The organism is Robbsia betulipollinis, from assembly GCF_026624755.1.
GTDB lineage: Bacteria > Pseudomonadota > Gammaproteobacteria > Burkholderiales > Burkholderiaceae > Robbsia > Robbsia betulipollinis.
This window is the reverse complement of record NZ_JAPMXC010000001.1, coordinates 2,343,012-2,363,496: the sequence shown is the minus strand read 5'-3', so window position 1 is coordinate 2,363,496 and position 20,485 is coordinate 2,343,012. Positions and strand designations below refer to the sequence as shown.

The window sequence follows — 20,485 nt, the reverse complement described above, 5'->3', positions numbered from 1 at the left end:
GGGGCGCGTCGCGCCGTTCAGCTTTCCACATCCTCGAGACTGAAGGTCTCGGCCTGGTCGTTGTAGGAGAAGATCTCCGCGTAACGTCCCCAGTTGATCACGGCGTCGAGCGTTTCCTCGGCGGCGCTGTCGGACAGGAAATCCTCCAGCTCCTGTTCGAAGCGCACACGCGGCGCCCGGTGGCCGGGGCGCTCGTTCAGGACCTTCTTGATCCGCGCCGCCAGCGGCACGTTGCGCAGCAGATGCTCGGCGAACAGCATCTTGCGCGCCTGCGTGCCGTAGTCGGCGAACACCTTGGCCGCGGACGTGAGCAGGATGTCGCCTTCCCGCAGTTCGGCGAAGTGCAGGTTTTGCAGCACCTCCGCGACGGGGAACAGATCGTCGACCTCCAGATGCAGGCTGCGCGCGATCTCGGGCAGATCCGCCTTGCCGTTATAAGGCGCCGCCGCGAGCGTCTCGATCAAACCCGCCATCAGATTCGTCGACACATGCGGCAACCAGCTGCCGAGCGACAATTCGTTCTTGCGCATCGCATCCGCGCCGCCGCGGGTCGTCATCTTCGCGTAGATGTCGTCGACCAGCCGCCGGAACGCCGGATCGAGCCGGTTGCGGGGATGCTTGAACGGCACCTTGATTTCCGCGATCACCCTGCCCGGGTTCGACGACAGCAGCAGGATGCGGTCGCACATGAAGACCGCTTCCTCGATGTTGTGGGTGACGATCAGCACGGATTTGATCGCCAGCTTGTTGTCGGTCCACAGATCCAGCAGGTCCGTGCGCAGGGTTTCGGCGGTCAGCACGTCGAGCGCGGAGAACGGCTCATCCATCAGCAACACCGTGGGATCGACCACCAGCGCGCGCGCAAAACCGACGCGCTGCCGCATGCCGCCCGAGAGTTCGCGCGGATAGGCGTTCTCGAAGCCGTCGAGGCCGATCAGGTCGATGGCCGCCAGCGCGCGTTCGCGCCGCGCGCGTGCGGGCACGCCCTGCGCCTCGAGCCCCGCCTCCACGTTCTGCAACACCGTCAGCCACGGAAACAGCGCGAAGGTCTGGAAGACCATCGCCACCCCGGCGGCCGGGCCTTCCAGCGTCTTGCCCAGATAGGTCACCTTGCCGCTGGTGGGCTTGATCAGGCCGGCGATGATGCGCAGCAGCGTGGATTTGCCCGAGCCCGAGCGGCCGAGCAATCCGACGATCTCGCCGTTGGACAGCGTCAGGTTGGCGTCGTCGAGCACCAGCAACTCGCCCTGCGTCTTGTCGAACCCGCGCGAGACATGTTCGACCCGCAGGATTTCCTGGGCCGGCGCCGCATCCGGCGCGACCGCGGCACGTGGCGTGGACGAGAGAGACGGAGTGGGAATGGAATCAGCCATGGTTTTCAGTCGAAGCGAAGACGCGTCTCGGCATAGGCGTACAGCGGGCGCCACAGCAGCCGGTTGAAGAGCGTGACATAAAGGGACATCACGGCGATGCCGAGAATGATGTGCGGATAATCACCGGCCGCCGTCGTCTCGGCGACATAGGCGCCGAGACCATGCGCGACCACCTTCGAATTGCCCCACGATACCGCCTCGGCGACGATGCTGGCGTTCCACGCGCCGCCCGAGGCAGTGATCGCGCCCGTGATGTAGTACGGAAACACGCCCGGCAACATCACCTTGAACCACCACTGCCAGCCGCGGATGCGCAGGTTGGTGGCGACCTCGCGGAAATCGTTCGGGAAGGCCGATGCGCCCGCCACCACGTTGAACAGGATGTACCACTGCGTGCCCAGCACGATCAGCGGCGACAACCAGATGTCCGCGTTCAGATGATAACGGACGATCACGATGACGAAGACCGGAAACAGCAGGTTCGCCGGGAATGCGGCCAGGAATTGCGCGAGCGGCTGAACCTTTTCAGCCAGCGCCGGGCGCAGGCCCACCAGGATGCCCACCGGCACCCACACCAGCGATGCCAGCAACATCAGCACGGACACGCGCAACAGGGTGATCAGACCCAGCCCGAACACGTGCAGCACATCGTGCAGACTCACCGTCGCGGACATGTAATGGACGACGCGCCAGCCGAAATAGAGGGTCATGCCCAGCAGGACGGCCGCGAGCAGGAGGTCGACCGCACGCGTCGACAGACGCAGGCGGCGCCGTTGGCCCGCCCTGCGCCCCAGCCTGCGTTCGAGCCCGCGCTCCAGCCCCCGGCCCAGCGCGGCAGTCGTTTCCCGTCCGCTGCCGAGCCACGCGGTAACCCGCGCCGGCAGCGGCAGCTTCACCGGCAAACGGGCCAGGGTGGCGAGTACCCATCCGGCCGGGACCAGCAACTGATGGATCAGCCGGGTCTTGCGGATCAGATCCAGCAGCCAAGAATGCGGCTGATGCTGGCTGCCCGTCGTTTCCATGCGGAATTTGTCCGCCCAGGCCACCAGGGGCCGGAACAGCAATTGATCGTAAAGCAGGATGACGACCACCATCGTGACGATGACCCAGCCGATCGCCCGGGTATTCTGCGCGTCGATCGCCTGCGCCAGATAGGCGCCGATGCCCGGCAGCGCGAATGTGTGGTTGCCGACCGTGATGGCCTCGGAGGCCACGACGAAGAACCACCCGCCGGACATGCTCATCATCATGTTCCAGACCAGTCCCGGCATCGAGAACGGCACGTCGAGCTTCCAGAAACGCTGCCAGGCGGTCAGCTGGAAATTCTTCGAGACCTCGTCCAGATCGCGCGGTACCGTGCGCAACGACTGGTAGAAGCTGAACGTCATGTTCCAGGCCTGGCTGGTGAAGATGGCGAAGATCGCCGCCAGCTCCGCGCCCAGCACCCGTCCCGGAAACAACGCCAGGAAGAACGTGACGGTGAAGGAGATGAAACCGAGCACGGGCACCGACTGCAGAATATCGAGGATCGGCACCAGGATCTTCTCGGCGCGGCGGCTCTTGGCGGCCAGCGTGCCATAGGCCAGCGTGAACACCAGCGAGGCGATCATCGCGGCGAGCATGCGCAACGTGGTGCGCAACGCGTATTCGGGCAGACGCGACGGATCGAGCGAGATCGGCTCGGCCGCCAGCGTGGACATGGGCGCGAGGGTTTGATGAAAGCCCACGGCGGCCATGGCCAGCAGGCCCAGGATCATCGGAAAAGCGACGAAATCCCAGCGGTTCGGCCGCAGGCGCCAGGCCGAGACGTTCGCACCGCTCAGGGTCTCCGGGGTCTGCCGCATCAGAAGGGCTCCCGGCGCGCGGCCCGCTCCCCACCCCGCGCCGAAGACAGGCGTGGCGGACGCGAAGGCAAGCCGTGTAAGGTACGAATCGGTGACATGCGAATGACTGTCCTGTCGAGCGGTGGGCGTGATTGCCGAACGTGGCGAACGTGCGCGATGGCGGCGCGCGTTCGCCACGGCGGCGCGGCGTTCGGCGGCGCCGTTCGGCGACGGACCGACACTACACCAACCTGTGTTTCACGCACAACCCCGCGCAACCGTTTACCGGTGGTTTCGGCCGCTTTCCGGGGGAAATGCGTCACCGCCGTCCGTTTTTCCGCCGCCAGCCGATGATTGCGTACGCAATGCCGGGTGGTTCGGGTCCGCCTTCCGCCCACTCGCCGGCAGGTACCGGGACGCGGTATCATCGGCTTCCCATCATGCTGATGCAGGAGACGAAAATGAAAGGCAACTATGTGATTGTGTGTCGCGATCAGGATGCCCATGAATGCGATCAGATCATGGCGGAATACGGCGCGCAGCAGACCCGCCTGTCATCCACGGCCTGGTATCTGAAACTCGACGCGGTTCCCGAGGTCATTCAGGAACAGATCATCCAGCGGATCGGCAAGTACGCGACCCATTACATTTTCGAAACCTCCAGCGTGACCTACAACACGGTCGACAGCGATGCCGCCACCGCGTTGAACACGCTGTTCTCGGACTGAGACCCCACGCTCCGATTCAGGCGGGACCTCATCCCGCACGGAAGCGCAATTCCACGCGCAGCCCCCCGGCCGGCCCGTTCGACAGAACGCACTGTCCGCCAGCGCGCTGGGCGAGCCGTTCGACGATCGCCAGCCCGAGACCGCAGTGCGCATTCCCACCGCGCGCCGGGTCCAGCCGAACGAAGGGCCGGCTCGCCGAACCCAGCTCCGCCTCCGGAATGCCGTTGCCTTCATCCGACACCGCCACGAACCATCCGGAGGTGATAACGGGGCCCGCTCCGTCCTCCCGCTCGTGCGCGACGCGAGATGGCAGCGCGCCCGGCAACGCCGCTTCGGTCACCGCGCCCGTGGAAATCGTCACGGGCGGCGCGCCGTACTGGTAGGCGTTTTCGATCAGATTCGACAGCAGGCGGTCAAGCGTCGCGGCGCTCAGTTCGCAGTCGTCGCGCGCCTGCAGATCCAGGCGCAAGGGCGCGCGCTCCGGCCAGGCGCTGTGGAAATTGCGCGCGTACCGCAGGCAGTGGGCATTAACCGATTGCAGCGGGCTCTGATCGGCGCCGTCGTGCGCGAACACGAGGAACTGGTCGACGATATGCGTAAGCGAATCGACATCGCGCACGAAACCGTTGCGCTGCTTTTCGTCGTCGACCATTTCCGCACGCAGCCGCAGGCGCGAGAGCGGCGCCTTGAGGTCGTGCGCGACGCCTGCGAGCATGATGCCGCGATCGCTTTCGTTGCGAGAGATATCCGCCACCATCTGGTTGAAACGCCGCGTGAGCATCCGAAATTCCTGTGGCCCTTCCTCGACGACGGGCGGTACGTCGCGACCGCGACCGAAACGCGCGGCCGCGGTCGCCAGCTTGCGGATCGGACGCTGGAGGCGCCATGCCGCGAATAACGCGAACAGCACGGCCGCGGAAAAACTCGCGATCAGCCAGATCAGCATCCGGTCGCCTTCCGGACGGGGCGGCGCCCGTGGGCGCACCGCCATCACGATCCAGTTCGGCTGCTCGGGCAGCAGCACCCACATGAGCGGATCGCGCGCCTTGCCGGCATCTTCCGGCATGCGGATCTGCGTGCCGGCCGGCAAACGCTCCGTCAGCTCCGCGATGAAGGCGCGCAGATTGGGCACGATCGGCGTGCGGCCGCTGGGCACACCCGGGCCGGCGAGCGGCACCGTGCGCAGCCGCCACGGCAGGGGCTCCGTCGACCCGCTGGCGACGTGCTGCTCCACCGCTTCGATCAGAAAGCGCGTTTCCTCGACCGCGTAGTGGCTGCGCATTTCGCTGCGCTCCACGTTGACGAGCGCATACCAGACGAAATGCGGCAGCAACAGGACGACGATGACCAGCGCCGCGAGCCGGCCGAACAGCGAATTAAGTCCCCTTGGCTTCACGATCGCCTTCCGGGACGAACACGTAACCGCGACCGCGCACCGTCTGGATGAAGCGCGGCACCGACGGATCGTGTTCGAGGATCCGGCGCAGCCGCCAGACCTGGACGTCGATGCCGCGGTCCGTGCCGTCGTACTCCGGGCCGTGGAGCAGCTCGAGCAGCCGCTCGCGCGCGAGCGTGCGCATCGGCTGCGAGACGAATACCTTCAAGAGCGCGAATTCGCCCCCCGAGAGGGGCAGCACGGTGCCTTCCCGGCTCAGCGTGCGTGCCTGGAAATCGAGCGAGAAACGGCCGAACACATAGGGTGCGCGCTGCTCGGGCGCGGCGCTGGGGACATTGCGGCGCCGGCGCAGGACGGCCTGGATGCGCGCCAGCAGCTCGCGGGGATTGAACGGCTTGCCGATATAGTCGTCGGCGCCCAGTTCGAGGCCGACGATGCGGTCGACGTCGTCGGCGCGCGCCGTGAGCATGATCACCGGGATGTCGTCCCCGGCACCGCGCAACTGGCGCAACGCCGTCAGGCCGTCCACGCCCGGCATCATCAGGTCGAGCACGATCAGATCGGGGCGTTCGCGCTCCAGGCGGCGCTCGAGTCCGCCGCCATCGTGCAGCACGGAGACCTCGATGCCCTGACGGTTGAGATAGTCGCGCAGCAGGTCGCGCAGTTCGGGGTCGTCGTCGACGATAAGTATCTGGGTAGCCATGGCGGGATTCTACGAGTTTTTGGTGGCGGAGGACCCTGGGCCGCAGGGCAAGTGGTTACTGCATATTACCCGTGCGCCGGATCGACCCCGCGCCGTAAACCGCAGTAATCAAAAAGGCGATACGGTAACACCCGTCCCCGCTGAAAGCTTTTACGCTTGCCGAAAGCGACGAGACGTAAGGATTCACCAGGCGATTCACACAACGAATCATCGTCGCCAACGTTCACAAGGAGAATTGCGCATGTTCAAGACCCGCAAAGCACTGGTCGTCGCGGCGGTGGCGCTTGCCGCCTCGTTCGGCGCGCACGCTGCGCCGAACGCCGCGGAGGCGACCGCCGCATCGGACGTCGCGCCGCCGCACGGCAGCCCCCATGGTCACTGGGGCGGCCCGGGCCATCCCGACGGCCCGCACGGCCCGCACGGCGCGGGTCCGATGGGACAGCCGGGCGGCCCGTGGCTCGCGCACGTGCTGCAGCGGCTGCACGATCAGCTGAAACTGACCCCCGCGCAGGAACAGGCCTGGAATCAGGCGCGCATGAACACGCAGCACAATTTCATGGCGATGCATGCCAATCACGACGAAATGCGCAAGCAGATGGAAGCCGCGGCACAGCAGCCGATCCTCGACTTGAGCGCCCTGCAGGCCACGCATGCGCAGAACGCTGCACGCGAGCAGACGCTGCGCGCCGACACCGAGCAGAACTGGATCACGTTCTATAACAGCCTGAGCGATCCGCAGAAGACGCTCGTGAGCACCGAGATCAAGCAGCAGTGGCAGCGGATGATGCATCATCGGCCGCATGACGGCCGACCGATGCCGGGCGGCCCGGAGCACGACCCCCACAAGCACGGCGGCCCGCAAGGTGGCCCGCCCGACGGCCCGCCGCCTGGCGACGCCCCGCCGCCGCAACCGGCCGACTGACCCTCCGCCCCGTTCCCCGCGCTGCATCCCGGGCCGGGGGGACGATTCCGCGGGAACGCCTCCCCAGGGCGCCCCTCTCCCGCGTTCCTCGTGCGCCATGTCATCCCGGCCTACTCGTGCATTGCCGCAAGCGCGCCGGGGAGGCGCCGCGCATCTCCTTGCCACCTGTTTTTTACCCGCCCATCGCCCCGTTCCTTTTGGATCGGGGACCTGATCACGCGCCGGTAAAAGTGCATGCCTCCCTCAGGTAACAGCCGATCGCGTGCCGATCAGGTTAAAATGCGCCCCGTCATCCCGCTCCCATACCGTGAAAGAACGGGATGACGGCCGCTCTCGCGACCTCGCCCGAAATCGAACGGACGTGCGAACCGCGTACCGTTGATGTTTTTGATTGCCTAGAATGGGGCCGCCGGGCACACGATCGCCCGGCTCCAAGACCGCTGCTAGAACGAGGATCCAATGAAAAAACTCGCCGTATGTATTGCCATGGCGCTCGTCGCCACCGGGGTTAGCGCAAAAGAATGGAAGAACATCCGTATCGGTGTCGATCCGACCTATGCCCCGTTCGAGTCGAAGGCTCCGAGCGGTCAGCTGATCGGTTTCGATATCGACCTGGGCAATGCGCTCTGCGCGAAAATGCATGCGAAGTGCGAATGGGTCGAGAACGATTTCGACGGCCTGATTCCGGCGCTGAACGTCAAGAAGATCGATGCCATCATTTCCTCGCTGTCGATCACCGACAAGCGCAAGGAACAGATCGCCTACTCGGACAAACTGTTCAACTCGCCGTCGCGGATGATCGCGAAAGACGGCTCGGGTCTGATGCCGACGGTCGAGTCCCTCAAGGGCAAGCGCGTGGGCGTCGAACAGGGCACGATCCAGGAAACCTACATCAAGACCTACTGGCAGCCCAAGGGCGTGATCCTGGTGCCGTACCAGAACCAGGACCAGGCCTATGCCGACCTGGTGGCAGGACGCATCGACGCATCGTTCCAGGACGAGGTGCAGGCTTCGATCGGCTTCCTGAAGACGCCGCGCGGCAAGGGTTTCGCGTTCGCCGGCGCCAGCATCGACGACAAGAAGACGCTGGGTGACGGCGCGGGCATCGGCCTGCGCAAGAGCGACGACGACCTGCGCACGCAGTTCAACGCGGCGATCAAGGCCATCCGCGCCGACGGCACCTACGACAAGATCGCGAAGAAGTATTTCGACTTCAACATCTACGGCCACTGATCGTCGGATGGCGGCGCGCGGTCGATCCGGCGGGGTCGCCCCTCTGTTCCGGCGGCCGCGCGCCGACGCTTTTACCGCCATACCGCGAAGGAAGTCCCCATGTTTTTGTATGGCTACGGGCCGGTCATCCTGCAAGGGGCCTGGCAAACGGTCCAGCTGGCCGTCCTGTCGTTGATCACGGCGATCGTGATCGGCCTGATCGGCGCCTCGTGCAAGCTGTCGCGCAACCGCGCCGCGCGCGCGCTCGCCACCGTCTACACCACGCTGATCCGCGGCGTGCCCGATCTCGTCCTGATGCTGCTGCTGTTCTACGGCATTCAGATCTGGCTCAATACGCTCACCGACTGGATGAGCCTCGACCAGTTCAACATCGACCCGTTTCTCGCCGGCGTGCTGACGCTCGGCTTCATCTACGGCGCCTATTTCACCGAAACCTTCCGCGGCGCCTTCATGGCCGTGCCGCGCGGCCAGCAGGAAGCCGCGCTGGCGTACGGCATGAAGCCGTTCCAGACGTTCAGGCGCATCCTGTTTCCGCAAATGATGCGGCACGCGCTGCCGGGCATCGGCAACAACTGGCAGGTCATCGTCAAGGCAACCGCGCTGGTGTCGATCATCGGCCTCGCCGATCTGGTCAAGGCGACGCAGGACGCCGGCAAGGGCAGCCTCGATTTCTTCCTGTTCACGCTCGTCGCGGCGGGCGTGTATCTGGGCATCACGACCCTCTCGAACCTGGTATTGATCTTCCTCGAACGCCGGTATTCGGTGGGTGTCAGAAAGGCGGACCTATGATCCAGATCCTCCACGATTACTGGAAGCCCTTCCTCTACTCGGACGGCTTTCAATACACCGGCCTCGTCATCACGCTGTGGCTGCTGGTTTTTTCGATCAGCGTCGGCTTTTGCCTGTCGATCCCGCTGGCGATCGCCCGCGTCTCGCCCAAGCCCTGGCTGCGCGCGCCGGTCTGGCTGTTCACCTATGTGTTTCGCGGCACGCCGCTCTATGTGCAGCTGCTGCTGTTCTATACCGGTCTCTACAGTCTGCATGTGGTGCGCGACACCCCGGCGTTGAACGCGTTCTTTCGCGAAGGCATGAACTGCACGCTGCTGGCCTTCACGCTCAATACCTGCGCGTACACGACCGAGATCTTCGCCGGCGCGATCAAGGCGACGCCCAGCGGCGAGGTGGAGGCGGCGCGCGCCTACGGCATGTCGTCCTTCACCGTGTACCGCCGCGTGATCCTGCCCTCGGCCCTGCGGCGCGCGTTGCCCTATTACAGCAACGAAGTGATCCTGATGCTGCATGCGACCACGGTCGCCTTCACGGCCACCGTCCCGGACATCCTGAAAATCGCCCGCGACGCGAATTCGGCGACCTATATGACGTTCCAGTCGTTTACGATCGCCGGGGCGTTCTATCTGGTGATTTCGTTCGCCCTCGTCTACCTGTTTCGGCGTGCGGAGCGACGCTGGCTCGCCTATCTCCAACCGCAATCGAACTGACCGCCCGACCGACCCATGTACAAACTCATCGTTGACGACCTGCACAAGCGCTATGGAGAGCAGGAAGTTCTCAAAGGCGTTTCGCTGAAGCTGCGCGCCGGCGACGTCACCAGCATCATCGGATCGAGCGGCTCGGGCAAGAGTACCTTCCTGCGCTGCATCAATTTCCTGGAGCAGCCGAACGCCGGCCGGATTCTGCTGGACGGCGAGGAAATCCGCACGGCCCCGACCCGGGACGGCGCCCTGCGGGTGGTCGACGCGCGCCAGCTGCAAACGTTTCGCAGCCGGCTGGCAATGGTGTTCCAGCATTTCAACCTCTGGGCCCACATGACGGTGCTGGAGAACGTGACCGAGGCCCCGATCCACGTCCTCGGCCTGTCGCGTGCCGAGGCGCAGCAGCGCGCGCGTCGCTATCTCGAGAAAGTCGGTCTCGGCCCGCAGATGGAACGCAAGTATCCGTCGCATCTGTCCGGCGGCCAGCAGCAGCGCGTGGCGATCGCCCGCGCGCTGTCGATGGAACCGGACGTGATGCTGTTCGACGAGCCCACGTCGGCGCTGGATCCCGAACTGGTGGGGGAAGTGCTGAAGGTGATGCAGACGCTGGCCGAGGAAGGCCGCACGATGGTGGTGGTCACGCACGAGATGAGTTTCGCGCGCAACGTCTCGAACCACGTCGTTTTCCTGCATCAGGGCAGGATCGAGGAGGAAGGCAGCCCGCAGGCGGTCTTCTCGGAAACGCGCAGCGAGCGGCTCCGGCAGTTCCTGTCGGGGAGTCTCAAATAGGCGTTCCCGCGCGCCGACGGGACCTGAGCTTCCCCTGCGGGAATCGACGCACCGCTTCGGCTTTCACCAGATCGCCGGCTGCTCTTTCGTTAGATTGACGTGATTTGGAAGCCTTTTGCCATGGAGCGCGTCAGATCGTCCCCGTCGTCCTTACCCTCCACCGCACCATCTGACGAATCCGCCGGGCCGAGCCGTCGCGGGAGCCAGGCATCGACGCACAGCGTCTCCGGTGAACTGGCCGGACTGCCGACGCAGCGCGCGGCGGCGCCCAAGCCGGCACCCGGATCCGGATCCGGACGGCGCGCGAGCTTGCCGCTGTTGCCGTCGGAAATCCTCAGCCGTATCGCGACGCATCTCGAAGGCAGGGAAGTCCTGGCGTTTGGCAATACGGCAAAATCGATCTATCCGGCAATCTCCGGGGAGATCGACAGCGCACGTCTTGCAGCTCATACGACGCGAACGACCGGCACGCGAAAGACCGACACCGGCGCTCTCGCCCGCTTGCTCGGCAACGACGCCCCGCCTGCCCCCCCGACCTCCCTCCACCCACGCGGGCGCCCGAACACCATCACCGGATTGCGGGACAGCCTGCGGGACGCCCCGTACGCGGCGGCGGCGCGGGTGTTGGAGGACCAAGCGAGCACACTGCACGAGGGCGAAGCGATAGACCAGATCCAGGCATATAGCCACATTCGCGTGGCGATGGCGGCCGTTCCGGTCGGACATCGGTTGCCCATCCTCGAGGTCCTCGCTTCGGGCGTCTCGAAGTTGCCCACACCCATCAACGCCGAAGCGCACGATCATTTGTTGGACGAGGTTCTCGGACAACCGCTGGACAGGCAATCGAAGGCGTTGAAGAGACTCGCGAGCGGGCTGCAGAAACTGACCGAGCCACAACGCTTCGAACGCTTCGAACGCTTCGTCAGCGCGATCGGCGCGCACCCTTCTCGGGCCCGCGCCGACCTGTTGCAAGAACTCCTTCCCGTCATCAGAAATCTGCCCGCGGCGACCCGGCTGCAAGCCTGCCGCGTCATGCTCGGTGCCATGGAGACGCTGTCGGCGGATCACCGGGACGGTCACCGGCGAATGAAGGACCTGTGCCATGGGATGTGCCATTACGTCATGACGGACACCGCGCCACCCGATCAGGACACCTTGTTGCGTTCGCTGGCGCGCCTGATCGCTCGGGTGCCCGACTACCCCATCGATACCATGATCCGACACCTTTCCATGCCCGAGCGGGCCAGGGTAAGGGAGGCGATCCAGGTGGCGAGGAAGGACTCGGGCGATCGGCGAACCGGGCGTGCATGATCGCCGCGCCGAGTGGCTGCCCGCCGCGGCTCGGGACGATGCCGCCACAACGGTCGATCGAATCCGACAGCATGCCCGCCACGGCCGGCGGGAGGAAGCCGGTTTGTTCTCAAACGGCGGCGGACCGGCCGCCGCCGGCCAGCGCGGCCGTCAGGATCTCGGACGCACCGATGAAGGCTGGATTGTCGGCGGTGATCACATAGGTCGGGATGTTCGCCAGATACTGGTCGAAACGCCCCTTCTGCTCGAATCGTTCCCGGAACGCCGACGCGTAGAAACGCTCGCCGAGCTTCGGCACGACGCCGCCGCCCACATAGACCCCGCCCTGCGCGCCGAACGTGATGGCGACGTTGCCGGCGAAGCTACCCAAGATCCCGCAAAACACGTCGATGGCTTCGAGCGCCAGCGCATCGCCCTCGGCAGCGCGCTGCACGATCGCGGCGGTGTCGGTGGGCTGCGCGGCTGCGCGGCCCTGCGCGAGCACGGTATGGATCAATTCGATCCCGGGGCCCGACGCCACGCGTTCGAACGAGACATGGCCCCATTTCGCGCGCGCGTACGCGAGGATGGCGTCTTCGCGGGCGTCCAGCGGCGAGAAGCTGGCATGACCGCCTTCGCTCGACAGCGCGATCCAGCGCGCGTCGGCCCGCACGAGCCCCGCCACGCCCAGCCCGGTGCCGGCGCCCAGCACCGCCATCACGCCGTCGGATTGCGCATGCCCGCCGCCGAACTGACGACGCTGCCGCACATCCAGCGCGGGCACGGCCTGCGCCAGCGCGGCGAAGTCGTTGACGACCTTCAGCGTGCGCAGCCCGAGCGCGTTCCGGGTCGCCTCGATCGAGAACCGCCAGTCGTGATTCGTCATGGCGACGAGATCGCCGTCGATCGGATTGGCGATCGCCACCGCCGCATGCAGCACCGGCTGTCCCGCATCCACGTCGGTATCGGCATAGAAGCGCTGGATGGCCTCGACGATGCCCGGAAAATCCGTGCACGAGTAAATGCGGATGGCGCCGATCACGCCCGGCGCGCTTTCCAGCGCGAAACGGGCGTTCGTGCCGCCGATATCCGCCAGCAGGCGCGGGCCGTCCGCGTGCGGCGTGCCCGTTGCCGCTGCCTGCCCGCCCTGGCGCTCGGGCATACCCTCAGGCGTACCAATAAACATCGATCGTGACTCCCCCGTCCACGGCGAGGCGCGAGATCGCATTGTGCTGCGGCAGCGCTGCCGCAGCATCAAGGACCGCACGCTTCTTCTCGCCGCCAATTTGTAGAAATAGTGTGTTGATGTGTTGCAGCGCGTGCAGCGACCAGCTGATGCGCGCATGCGGGGCACTGCCGGGATGCACGACGACCAGACGCTCGCGCGTCGTCGTCGCGTGCTCCCACTCCGGGGCGTCCGCGAAGATCGACGCGGTATGACCATCCTCGCCCATGCCCAGCACCGCGACATCCGGCAAAGCGGGCGCGCTGCTCTGGTTCAGAGCGGCGACGACCTGCGCGGGATCGCGCGTCGCGTCCACCAGCGGCACGAAGCGCGCCGCGGCCGCCGCGTTTTGCAGCAGCGTCTCGCGCACCATGCGCGCATTGCTGTCGGCATGCGCTTCGGGCAACCAGCGGTCATCCACCAGCGTGACGTCGACCCGCGCCCAATCGAGCGGCGTGCGCGACAGGTGCGTGAAAAACGTCACCGGGCTTTTGCCGCCGGAGACCGCGAGCGTCACCCGCGCCGTGGTGACTTCGCCGACGCCCGCCTTGGCGTCACGTTCGCTCAGCGCGTCCTGCAAGGCTTGCGCGACCGCCCGCGCGAGCGCCTCGGCCTGCGCGTCGGCGGTGTCGAATGCGTGGAAATCGATCATGTGCGACGCGCTCCTCAGTTTTCTTCCTCGAACCAGTACGTGCCGTGTTGCGCGAGCATCGCGCTGGCGGCCGCCGGTCCCCATGTGCCCGAGGCATAGGCCTTCGGCTTCTTGCCGGAGGTCGCCCATTCGTCGATGATCGGCTCGACCCAGCGCCATGCCGCCTCCTGTTCGTCGCGCCGCACGAACAGCGCCAGCCGCCCATGGATCACGTCGAGCAGCAGGCGCTCGTAGGCCTCCATCCGGTTGCCCTTGAAGAACTGGTCGAAATCGAGGTCCAGATAGACGCTCTGCACCTGCATGCCCTCGCCCGGCTGCTTCGCCAGACAGTAGAGACGGATCGACTCGTGCGGCTGCAGGCGGATCACCATCCGGTTCGCGCCGGCGCGCAGGGCGCCCGGGCCCAGCGCCGAATGCGGCACCGGGCGGAAATTGACGACGATCTCCGCGGTCCGCTCGGCCAGCCGCTTGCCGGTGCGCAGGAAGAAGGGCACGCCCGCCCAGCGCCAGTTCTCGATCTCCACCTTGAGCGCGACGAAGGTTTCGGTTTCGCTGCCCTCCTTCACGCCCTTCTCGGTCGCGTAGGCCGGCACCGATTCGCCCCGCACCACGCCCGAGGCGTACTGACCGCGCACGGCCACCTTCGAGATGTCGCTCGCGCTCAACGGCTTGAGCGCCCGCAGCACGCGCAATTTCTCGTCGCGCACGCTATCGGAGGAATCGAGCGCATGCGGCGGTTCCATGGCAACGATCGCCAGCAACTGCAACAGGTGGTTCTGCACCATGTCGCGCAGCGCGCCCACCTGGTCGTAGAAGTCGCCCCGCGCTTCCACGCCCAACTGCTCGGCGATCGTGATCTGGATGCTTTCGACCCACTCGCGGCGCCATAGCGGCTCGAACAGCGCATTGCCGAAGCGCAGCGCCAGCAGGTTCTGCACCGGCTCCTTGCCCAGGTAATGATCGATCCGGTAGATCTGCTCTTCCTGGAAGATCGCACCGACCGCGTCGTTGATCGCTTTCGACGACTCCAGATCGTACCCGAGCGGCTTTTCCAGCACGATGCGGGCATGGGTGTTCAGTTGCTGCTCGGCCAATGCCTCGCAGATCGGCACGAACAGCGACGGGCCGGTCGCAAGATAGAAAACGCGCGTACCGCCGTAGGTTTCGAGCGTGTCCTTGAGCTTGACGAAATCGGCCTGCTGGGTGGCATCCAGCTGCACGTAGGCGATGCGTTCGAGGAAACCGCGCCAGTCGTCGTCGTTGAACTCGGCCTTGGGCACCTTCGGCTTCACGTTCTCCTCGACCCACTCCAGGTAGCCGGGAAGATCGGGCGCGGCACGCGCCACCGCGAGAATCCGGCCCGAGGCGTCGATCAGCTTGTCGCGATGCGCCTGGTACAGCGCCGGCAGGATCTTGCGCATGGCCAGATCCCCGGTGCCGCCGAACAGCACGAAAGTGAACGTGCTCTCGTCGCGGCCGGCGCTCTGCTTGTCGGCTTGTTTGTCGGCCTGCTTGCCGCTTGCCCTGTCGCCCGTCTTGTCGTGGTGCCTGTCGCTTGCCTTGTCGCCTGCCTTGTCGTTCTGCTTGTCGCTTTTTTTGTCGCTTTGCATAACTGCGTCGCCCGTTGGTGGGTTGGAATGTAGCGTCTCATCGCAGTTTACCGACAAATCGTCGACGCGGCGCGTGCAGCCGCGACTTACCGCCATATTTAATCCGCGCGGCGCGCCCGTGCGCTCAGGCCTTCACCGGCCGGCCGTGCAGCCGCCGCAGCAGGCCGCGGCCCACGAGCATGCAGATCCCGCACGCGGCGATCACGCCACCCAGCGCCAGCGGCGTCCCGTTCGACAACAGCCCCAGCACGCTGCCCGACAGCGCCCCCAGCCCGAACTGGACCGCGCCGAACAGCGCCGCCGCCGCGCCCGCGTTATGGGGGTAGCGGTGCATCAGCTCGGTCACGCAGTTCGCCCCCAGTATCCCCGTCGTGCCGACCACGAAAAACAGCGCCGTGGCCAGCAGCGGCAGCCCGCCCCAGCCGGTGAGGCAGGCCAGACCGGTCAGCAACGCCGCACCGCACGCGATCGCGGACGCCCACGAAATCAGGGTCAGGGTACCCAGCCGGCCAACGCAGCGCGCGTTCAGAAAGTTGCCGCCGACCAATCCGACGATGTTCGCGGCGAAGAAGAAGCCATAGCGCTGCGGCGAGACATGGTAATAATCGATGTAGACGAACGGCGTGCCGGCGATGTACGCGAACATCGCCGCGAACGACATGCCGCCGCACAGCAGATACGCGAGCACGGTCGGATCGGCGAGCAGGCGTCCATACGCCAGGAAGGAATGGGCGAGCGCCGCCTGACGGCGTTTCGCGCGCGGCCAGGTCTCGGGTATCCGGCGCGCCACCAGCACCGCGCTGAGCACGCCATAGGCCGTCAGCGCCGCGAACACCGCGCGCCAGCCGCCCAGCAGCAGCAACTGGCCGCCGATCAACGGCGCGAGCAAGGGGCCGACCGAGGTGACGATCTGCAGGAAGGACAGCACCCGCGCCGCGTCCGCGGGCGCATGGGCGTCGCGCGCGATCGCGCGCGCGAGCACCGAGGCGGCGCCCGCGCCCAATGCCTGGACGAAGCGCAGCGACGCCAGCGACAGGATGGTGGGCGCCAGCATGCAGCACAGCGACGCGGCCGCGTACAGGATGACGCCTGCCAGCAGGACCGGACGGCGGCCGTAGGCGTCGGAGAGCGGCCCATAGAGCAGCATGCCGACGGAGAAACCCACCAGGAAAGTGGTGAGCGTGGCTTGCGCAAGCCCCTCGGCCACGCCGAACTGCGCCGCCATCGACGGCAGCGCCGGCAGATACATGTCGATCGAGAGCGGTCCGCAGGCGGCGAGCGCGCCCAGCAGGTAGAGCAGGCGTCGCGCGTTGCCGACGGGAGTGGCCAGATGAGCGGGCATGGTAACCGGATAGGACGGATAGGAAAGCGCGAACAGGGAACGCGCGGCAAGGGACCGCGACGAACGAAGCGGCCGATTATATGCCCGCGTATATGCCCGCGTCGCCAACGCCGATATTGCCGTACGGTACAATTTAAGGATTCGCCGCTCTCAGGTAACCAGATCCGATATGTCCCGTAACCAAGAACTCTTCACCCGCGCGCTGGACAGCATTCCGGGCGGCGTCAACTCGCCCGTGCGCGCTTTCGGCTCGGTGGGCGGCACGCCCCGCTTCATCCAGCGCGCCAACGGCCCTTATTTCTGGGACGCGGACGGCAAGCGCTACATCGACTACATCGGCTCCTGGGGTCCGATGATCGTCGGCCATGCGCATCCGGCGGTGATCGAGGCGGTGCAGCGGGTGCTGGGCGACGGCTTCAGCTTCGGCGCGCCCACCGAGGCGGAAATCGAGATCGCCGAGGAAATCCGCAAGCTCGTGCCCTCGATCGAACAGGTGCGCATGGTGTCCTCGGGCACCGAAGCGACGATGAGCGCGCTGCGTCTGGCGCGCGGCTTCACGCGGCGCGACCGCATCGTCAAGTTCGAGGGCTGCTATCACGGCCACGCGGACAGCCTGCTGGTGAAAGCCGGCTCGGGCCTGCTGACCTTCGGCAATCCGACCTCGGCGGGCGTGCCGGCGGACACGGCGCACCACACCACGGTCCTCGAATACAACAACGTCGAGCAGCTCGACGAGGCGTTCGCGGCGTTCGGCGATGAAATCGCGGCGGTCATCGTCGAACCGGTGGCGGGCAATATGAATCTCGTGCGCGGCACGACCGCGTTCCTGCAGGCGCTGCGCGAGCGCTGCACGCAGCACGGCGCCGTGCTGATCTTCGACGAGGTGATGTGCGGTTTCCGCGTCGCGCTGGGCGGCGCGCAGGCGCTGTACGGCATCACGCCCGACCTGACCTGCCTGGGCAAGGTCATCGGCGGCGGCATGCCGGCCGCCGCGTTCGGCGGGCGTCGCGACATCATGGCGCAGATTTCGCCGCTCGGCCCGGTCTATCAGGCCGGCACCCTGTCGGGCAACCCGGTCGCCGTCGCGGCGGGCCTGGCGACGCTGAAACTGATCCAGGCGCCGGGCTTTCACGCGCGTCTCGGCGAGCAGACCGCCAAGCTCGCCACCGCGCTCACCGACGCGGCGCGCGAAGCCGGCGTGACGTTCAACGCGGCCAGCGTCGGCGGCATGTTCGGCATGTATTTCGCCGCGCACGCGCCGCAGCGTTTCAGCGACATCCAGGCCGCCGGCACGCCGCTGTTCAACGCCTTCTTCCACCATATGCTGGATGCCGGCGTCTATTTCGCGCCCTCGGCCTTCGAGGCGGGTTTCGTCTCCAGCCAGCACGACGACGCGGTCATCGATGCCACGGCGCATGCCGCGCGGGCCGCATTCGCCGCGCTCGCCGAGGGCGCGCCAGCGCGCTGAAACGCGCCCCCCCTCTCCACCCACAGGCCGGCATGTTCTCCGAAACCGATTTTGCCTACATGCAGCGCGCGCTGCTGCTCGCCGAGAAAGGGATGTACAGCACCACGCCGAACCCGCGCGTGGGCTGCGTGCTGGTGCGCGACGGCGTCATCGTCGGCGAGGGCTTCACGCAGCCGGCGGGCTTCGATCACGCCGAGGTCCAGGCGCTGAAGGACGCGCGTGCGCGCGGCGCCAGCACGCTGGGCGCGACCGCCTACGTCACGCTCGAACCGTGCAGTCACGTGGGCCGCACGCCCCCCTGCGCGAAGGCCTTGATCGATGCCGGCATCGCGCGGGTCATCGCCGCGATGGAGGACCCGAACCCGCGCGTCTCCGGGCGCGGCCTGGACATGCTGCGCACCGCCGGGGTGGATGTGCGCTGCGGGCTGCTCGAACGCCCGGCGCGGGAGTTGAACATCGGCTTCGTTTCGCGAATGACGCACGGACGCCCCTGGGTGCGGTTGAAGGCGGCCGCGTCGCTCGACGGGTTCACCGCGCTGCCGGGTGGCGAGAGCCAGTGGATCACCAGCGAGGCATCGCGCGCGGACAGCCACGCATGGCGCGCGCGTGCCTGCGCGATCCTCACCGGCATGGGCACCGCGCGGCAGGACGATCCGCAACTGACGGTGCGCGCGGTCGAGACGCCGCGCCAGCCGCTGCGCATCCTGGTCGACAGCCGGCTCGGCCTGCCGCTGACGGCGCGACTGCTCGACGGCGCGCCGCCCCTGATCGTGTGTGCCTCGGACGCCGACGAGGCCGCGCCACGCGCGGCGGCGCTGCGCGAACGCGGCGCCGAGGTGATCGCGCTGCCCAACCCGCAGGGCAAGGTCGACCTGCCCGCGCTGATGAACGTGCTGGGCGAGCGCGGCATCAACGAGCTGCACGTGGAAGCCGGCGCGAAGCTGAGCGGCTCCATGATCCGCGAGGGCTGCGTCGACGAATGGCTGTTGTATCTCGCGCCGAACCTGCTGGGCCAGGGGTTCGGCCTGTTCGACCTGGCGCCGCCGGCGTCGCTCGCGGAGCGCCGGCAACTGGCCTTCCACGCGGTGGACCGGGTCGGCGACGACTTGCGCATTCTCGCGCGCTGGCCGTCCTGACGCCTGCCTGGAACCCGCTTACATAGCCAACGATGGAATCAACGATATGTTTACTGGCATAGTCGCGGCGATCGGCCGTATCGACAGCGTCACCCCGCTCGGCGCCGGCCCCGAGGCCGGCATGCGCCTCACCGTGGACGCCGGCGATCTGCCGCTGGACGACGTCGCGGTGGGCGACAGCATCGCCATCGAGGGCGCCTGCATGACCGCGGTGACGCTCGACCGGGAAACGCGGCGCTTTGCCGTCGACGTCTCGCAGGAGAGCCTGTCGCTCACGGTCGGCCTGGCGCGACCGGGAGCGGTCAATCTCGAGAAAGCGCTGCGCGCGAACGACCGCCTGGGCGGCCACCTGGTGTCGGGACACATCGACGGCCTGGGCCAGGTGGTGCGCTTCGAACCGGTGGGGGAATCCTACCGTCTCGACATCGTCGCCCCGCGCGCGATCGGCCGCTATCTGGCGTACAAGGGCTCGATCACCGTGAACGGCGTCAGTCTCACGGTCAATGCGGTCGACGACACCGCGCAGGACGGCTGCGCGTTCTCGATCAACCTGATTCCGCATACGATCGCCGCCACCACGCTGAAGCATCTGGCGCCGGGCGCGCGGGTCAACCTCGAGATCGATCAGATCGCCCGCTACGTCGAGCGCATCCTGAGCGCACCGAAGCAGGACTGAGGCCGGGCTGGGCCGGGCTGAAAAGCGCCGCGACGCCCTACGGGTGGGTGGGACAGTATTGCGACCAGCGCCCTTCGAAATGCTCGTCGAGCGTCTTGATGGCGATTTCCTCGGCGGTGCGATTCGCGTCGATGCCATCGATCCCGGCGGCCGCATCGTACTGCTCGACGAAGCCCAGGCGCTCCTGTTCCAGATCGGCGGCGTCGATCGCGATTTTCCGGCCGTCGAGCGACAGACCCCAGGGCGCCAGTCCCTCCACGTAGAACGCCGGCACCGACGGCACGACGATGAAGCGACGCCATCGGGCGGGATCCAGCGCCACCAGCCGCTGGCCGGCGTCGGCTGTCGGCCCCGACCCGGCCCTCGACCCGGCCCCCGGCCCGTCGCCGATGCGCCGGCCACCGTTGACGTTGGTGACCTGTCCGCACAACGCCCCCTCCTCGCCCGGCGCCTCGTCGCGAAACCGCGCGGTGCCGGTCACCGGCAGCGTGTCGAGCAGGTGCTCGCGCACCGGCTTGATCCGGAACAGCGGATCCCGATAGACCAGCGCGAACCAGGCCGCCCCGATACCCGCGACGGCCACCAGTGCGAACCACCACCAGCCCTTTTTCATGCGATTTCCGTGG

At 66.8% G+C, this 20,485-nt stretch carries 18 protein-coding genes and 1 pseudogene; 10 read left to right on the top strand and 9 right to left on the bottom strand.

Translation table 11 applies throughout. The annotated features are described in order from the left end of the window. Positions 1-17: 17 nt before the first annotated feature. Entirely contained in the window at positions 18-1,373 is a 1,356-nt protein-coding gene (locus OVY01_RS10310) for an ABC transporter ATP-binding protein (protein ID WP_267847346.1), read from the bottom strand. Between the two features lie 5 nt (positions 1,374-1,378). Then, positions 1,379-3,217: an ABC transporter permease gene (locus tag OVY01_RS10305; RefSeq protein ID WP_267847345.1), complete on the bottom strand. Its 1,839-nt coding sequence runs from the start codon at positions 3,215-3,217 to the stop codon at positions 1,379-1,381. Between the two features lie 440 nt (positions 3,218-3,657). Between OVY01_RS10305 and OVY01_RS10300 the strand changes: the two genes are divergently transcribed. Next, positions 3,658-3,924: a hypothetical protein gene (locus OVY01_RS10300; RefSeq protein ID WP_267847344.1), complete on the top strand. Its 267-nt coding sequence runs from the start codon at positions 3,658-3,660 to the stop codon at positions 3,922-3,924. A 28-nt stretch (positions 3,925-3,952) separates the two neighbouring features. On the opposite strand, the gene OVY01_RS10295 is transcribed toward OVY01_RS10300, so the two are convergent. Next, positions 3,953-5,320, bottom strand: a complete 1,368-nt coding sequence (locus OVY01_RS10295; protein ID WP_267847343.1) for an ATP-binding protein — start codon at positions 5,318-5,320, stop codon at positions 3,953-3,955. Then, positions 5,301-6,023, bottom strand: a complete 723-nt coding sequence (locus tag OVY01_RS10290) for a response regulator (RefSeq protein ID WP_267847342.1) — start codon at positions 6,021-6,023, stop codon at positions 5,301-5,303. Before OVY01_RS10290 ends, OVY01_RS10295 begins: the two co-directional genes overlap by 20 nt. A gap of 241 nt (positions 6,024-6,264) precedes the next feature. Here OVY01_RS10290 and OVY01_RS10285 point away from each other — a divergent pair, with 241 nt between their 5' ends. From OVY01_RS10285 to OVY01_RS10260, 6 genes are all read left to right on the top strand, one after another. Next, positions 6,265-6,945, top strand: coding sequence for a Spy/CpxP family protein refolding chaperone (locus OVY01_RS10285; RefSeq protein WP_267847341.1), 681 nt, complete (start codon positions 6,265-6,267; stop codon positions 6,943-6,945). Positions 6,946-7,404: 459 nt separating this feature from the next. After that, the gene (locus tag OVY01_RS10280; RefSeq protein ID WP_267847340.1) at positions 7,405-8,178 is read left to right on the top strand and encodes an ABC transporter substrate-binding protein; all 774 of its coding nucleotides are present in this window, start codon (positions 7,405-7,407) and stop codon (positions 8,176-8,178) included. A 99-nt stretch (positions 8,179-8,277) separates the two neighbouring features. Next, on the top strand, positions 8,278-8,967 hold the full coding sequence (locus tag OVY01_RS10275) for an ABC transporter permease (protein ID WP_267847339.1): 690 nt from the start codon (positions 8,278-8,280) through the stop codon (positions 8,965-8,967). Continuing rightward, on the top strand, positions 8,964-9,677 hold the full coding sequence (locus OVY01_RS10270; RefSeq protein WP_267847338.1) for an ABC transporter permease: 714 nt from the start codon (positions 8,964-8,966) through the stop codon (positions 9,675-9,677). Before OVY01_RS10275 ends, OVY01_RS10270 begins: the two co-directional genes overlap by 4 nt. Positions 9,678-9,692: 15 nt before the next feature. Beyond that, positions 9,693-10,460 carry an ABC transporter ATP-binding protein gene (locus tag OVY01_RS10265; RefSeq protein ID WP_267847337.1) on the top strand — a complete coding sequence of 256 codons (768 nt, stop codon included), beginning with the start codon at positions 9,693-9,695 and terminating at the stop codon, positions 10,458-10,460. Positions 10,461-10,769: 309 nt separating this feature from the next. Then, positions 10,770-11,771, top strand: a complete 1,002-nt coding sequence (locus OVY01_RS10260; RefSeq protein ID WP_267847336.1) for a hypothetical protein — start codon at positions 10,770-10,772, stop codon at positions 11,769-11,771. 112 nt (positions 11,772-11,883) lie between these two features. Here OVY01_RS10260 and OVY01_RS10255 read toward each other — a convergent pair. From OVY01_RS10255 to OVY01_RS10240, 4 genes and pseudogenes are all read right to left on the bottom strand, one after another. Beyond that, positions 11,884-12,912, bottom strand: a pseudogene (locus OVY01_RS10255) (glucokinase); the annotation flags it as partial. A gap of 4 nt (positions 12,913-12,916) precedes the next feature. Next, positions 12,917-13,627, bottom strand: a complete 711-nt coding sequence (pgl, locus tag OVY01_RS10250; protein WP_267847335.1) for a 6-phosphogluconolactonase — start codon at positions 13,625-13,627, stop codon at positions 12,917-12,919. Positions 13,628-13,641: 14 nt separating this feature from the next. Beyond that, positions 13,642-15,237, bottom strand: a complete 1,596-nt coding sequence (zwf, locus tag OVY01_RS10245) for a glucose-6-phosphate dehydrogenase (protein WP_267847334.1) — start codon at positions 15,235-15,237, stop codon at positions 13,642-13,644. 124 nt (positions 15,238-15,361) lie between these two features. Then, positions 15,362-16,579, bottom strand: coding sequence for a Bcr/CflA family multidrug efflux MFS transporter (locus tag OVY01_RS10240; RefSeq protein WP_349293506.1), 1,218 nt, complete (start codon positions 16,577-16,579; stop codon positions 15,362-15,364). 169 nt (positions 16,580-16,748) lie between these two features. On the opposite strand from OVY01_RS10240, the gene hemL reads away from it, so the two are divergent. Genes hemL through OVY01_RS10225 form a run of 3 tightly spaced genes read left to right on the top strand, consistent with a single transcriptional unit; the run spans position 16,749 to position 19,859 of the window. Beyond that, positions 16,749-18,047, top strand: a complete 1,299-nt coding sequence (gene hemL, locus OVY01_RS10235; RefSeq protein WP_267847332.1) for a glutamate-1-semialdehyde 2,1-aminomutase — start codon at positions 16,749-16,751, stop codon at positions 18,045-18,047. A 32-nt stretch (positions 18,048-18,079) separates the two neighbouring features. Next, on the top strand, positions 18,080-19,183 hold the full coding sequence (gene ribD, locus OVY01_RS10230) for a bifunctional diaminohydroxyphosphoribosylaminopyrimidine deaminase/5-amino-6-(5-phosphoribosylamino)uracil reductase RibD (protein ID WP_267847331.1): 1,104 nt from the start codon (positions 18,080-18,082) through the stop codon (positions 19,181-19,183). Between the two features lie 46 nt (positions 19,184-19,229). Continuing rightward, complete coding sequence (locus OVY01_RS10225) at positions 19,230-19,859, top strand: riboflavin synthase (protein ID WP_267847330.1); 630 nt, start codon at positions 19,230-19,232, stop codon at positions 19,857-19,859. Between the two features lie 37 nt (positions 19,860-19,896). Here the strand turns inward: OVY01_RS10225 and OVY01_RS10220 are convergent, their stop codons facing one another. Next, complete coding sequence (locus tag OVY01_RS10220) at positions 19,897-20,472, bottom strand: hypothetical protein (RefSeq protein WP_267847329.1); 576 nt, start codon at positions 20,470-20,472, stop codon at positions 19,897-19,899. Positions 20,473-20,485 lie beyond the last annotated feature (13 nt).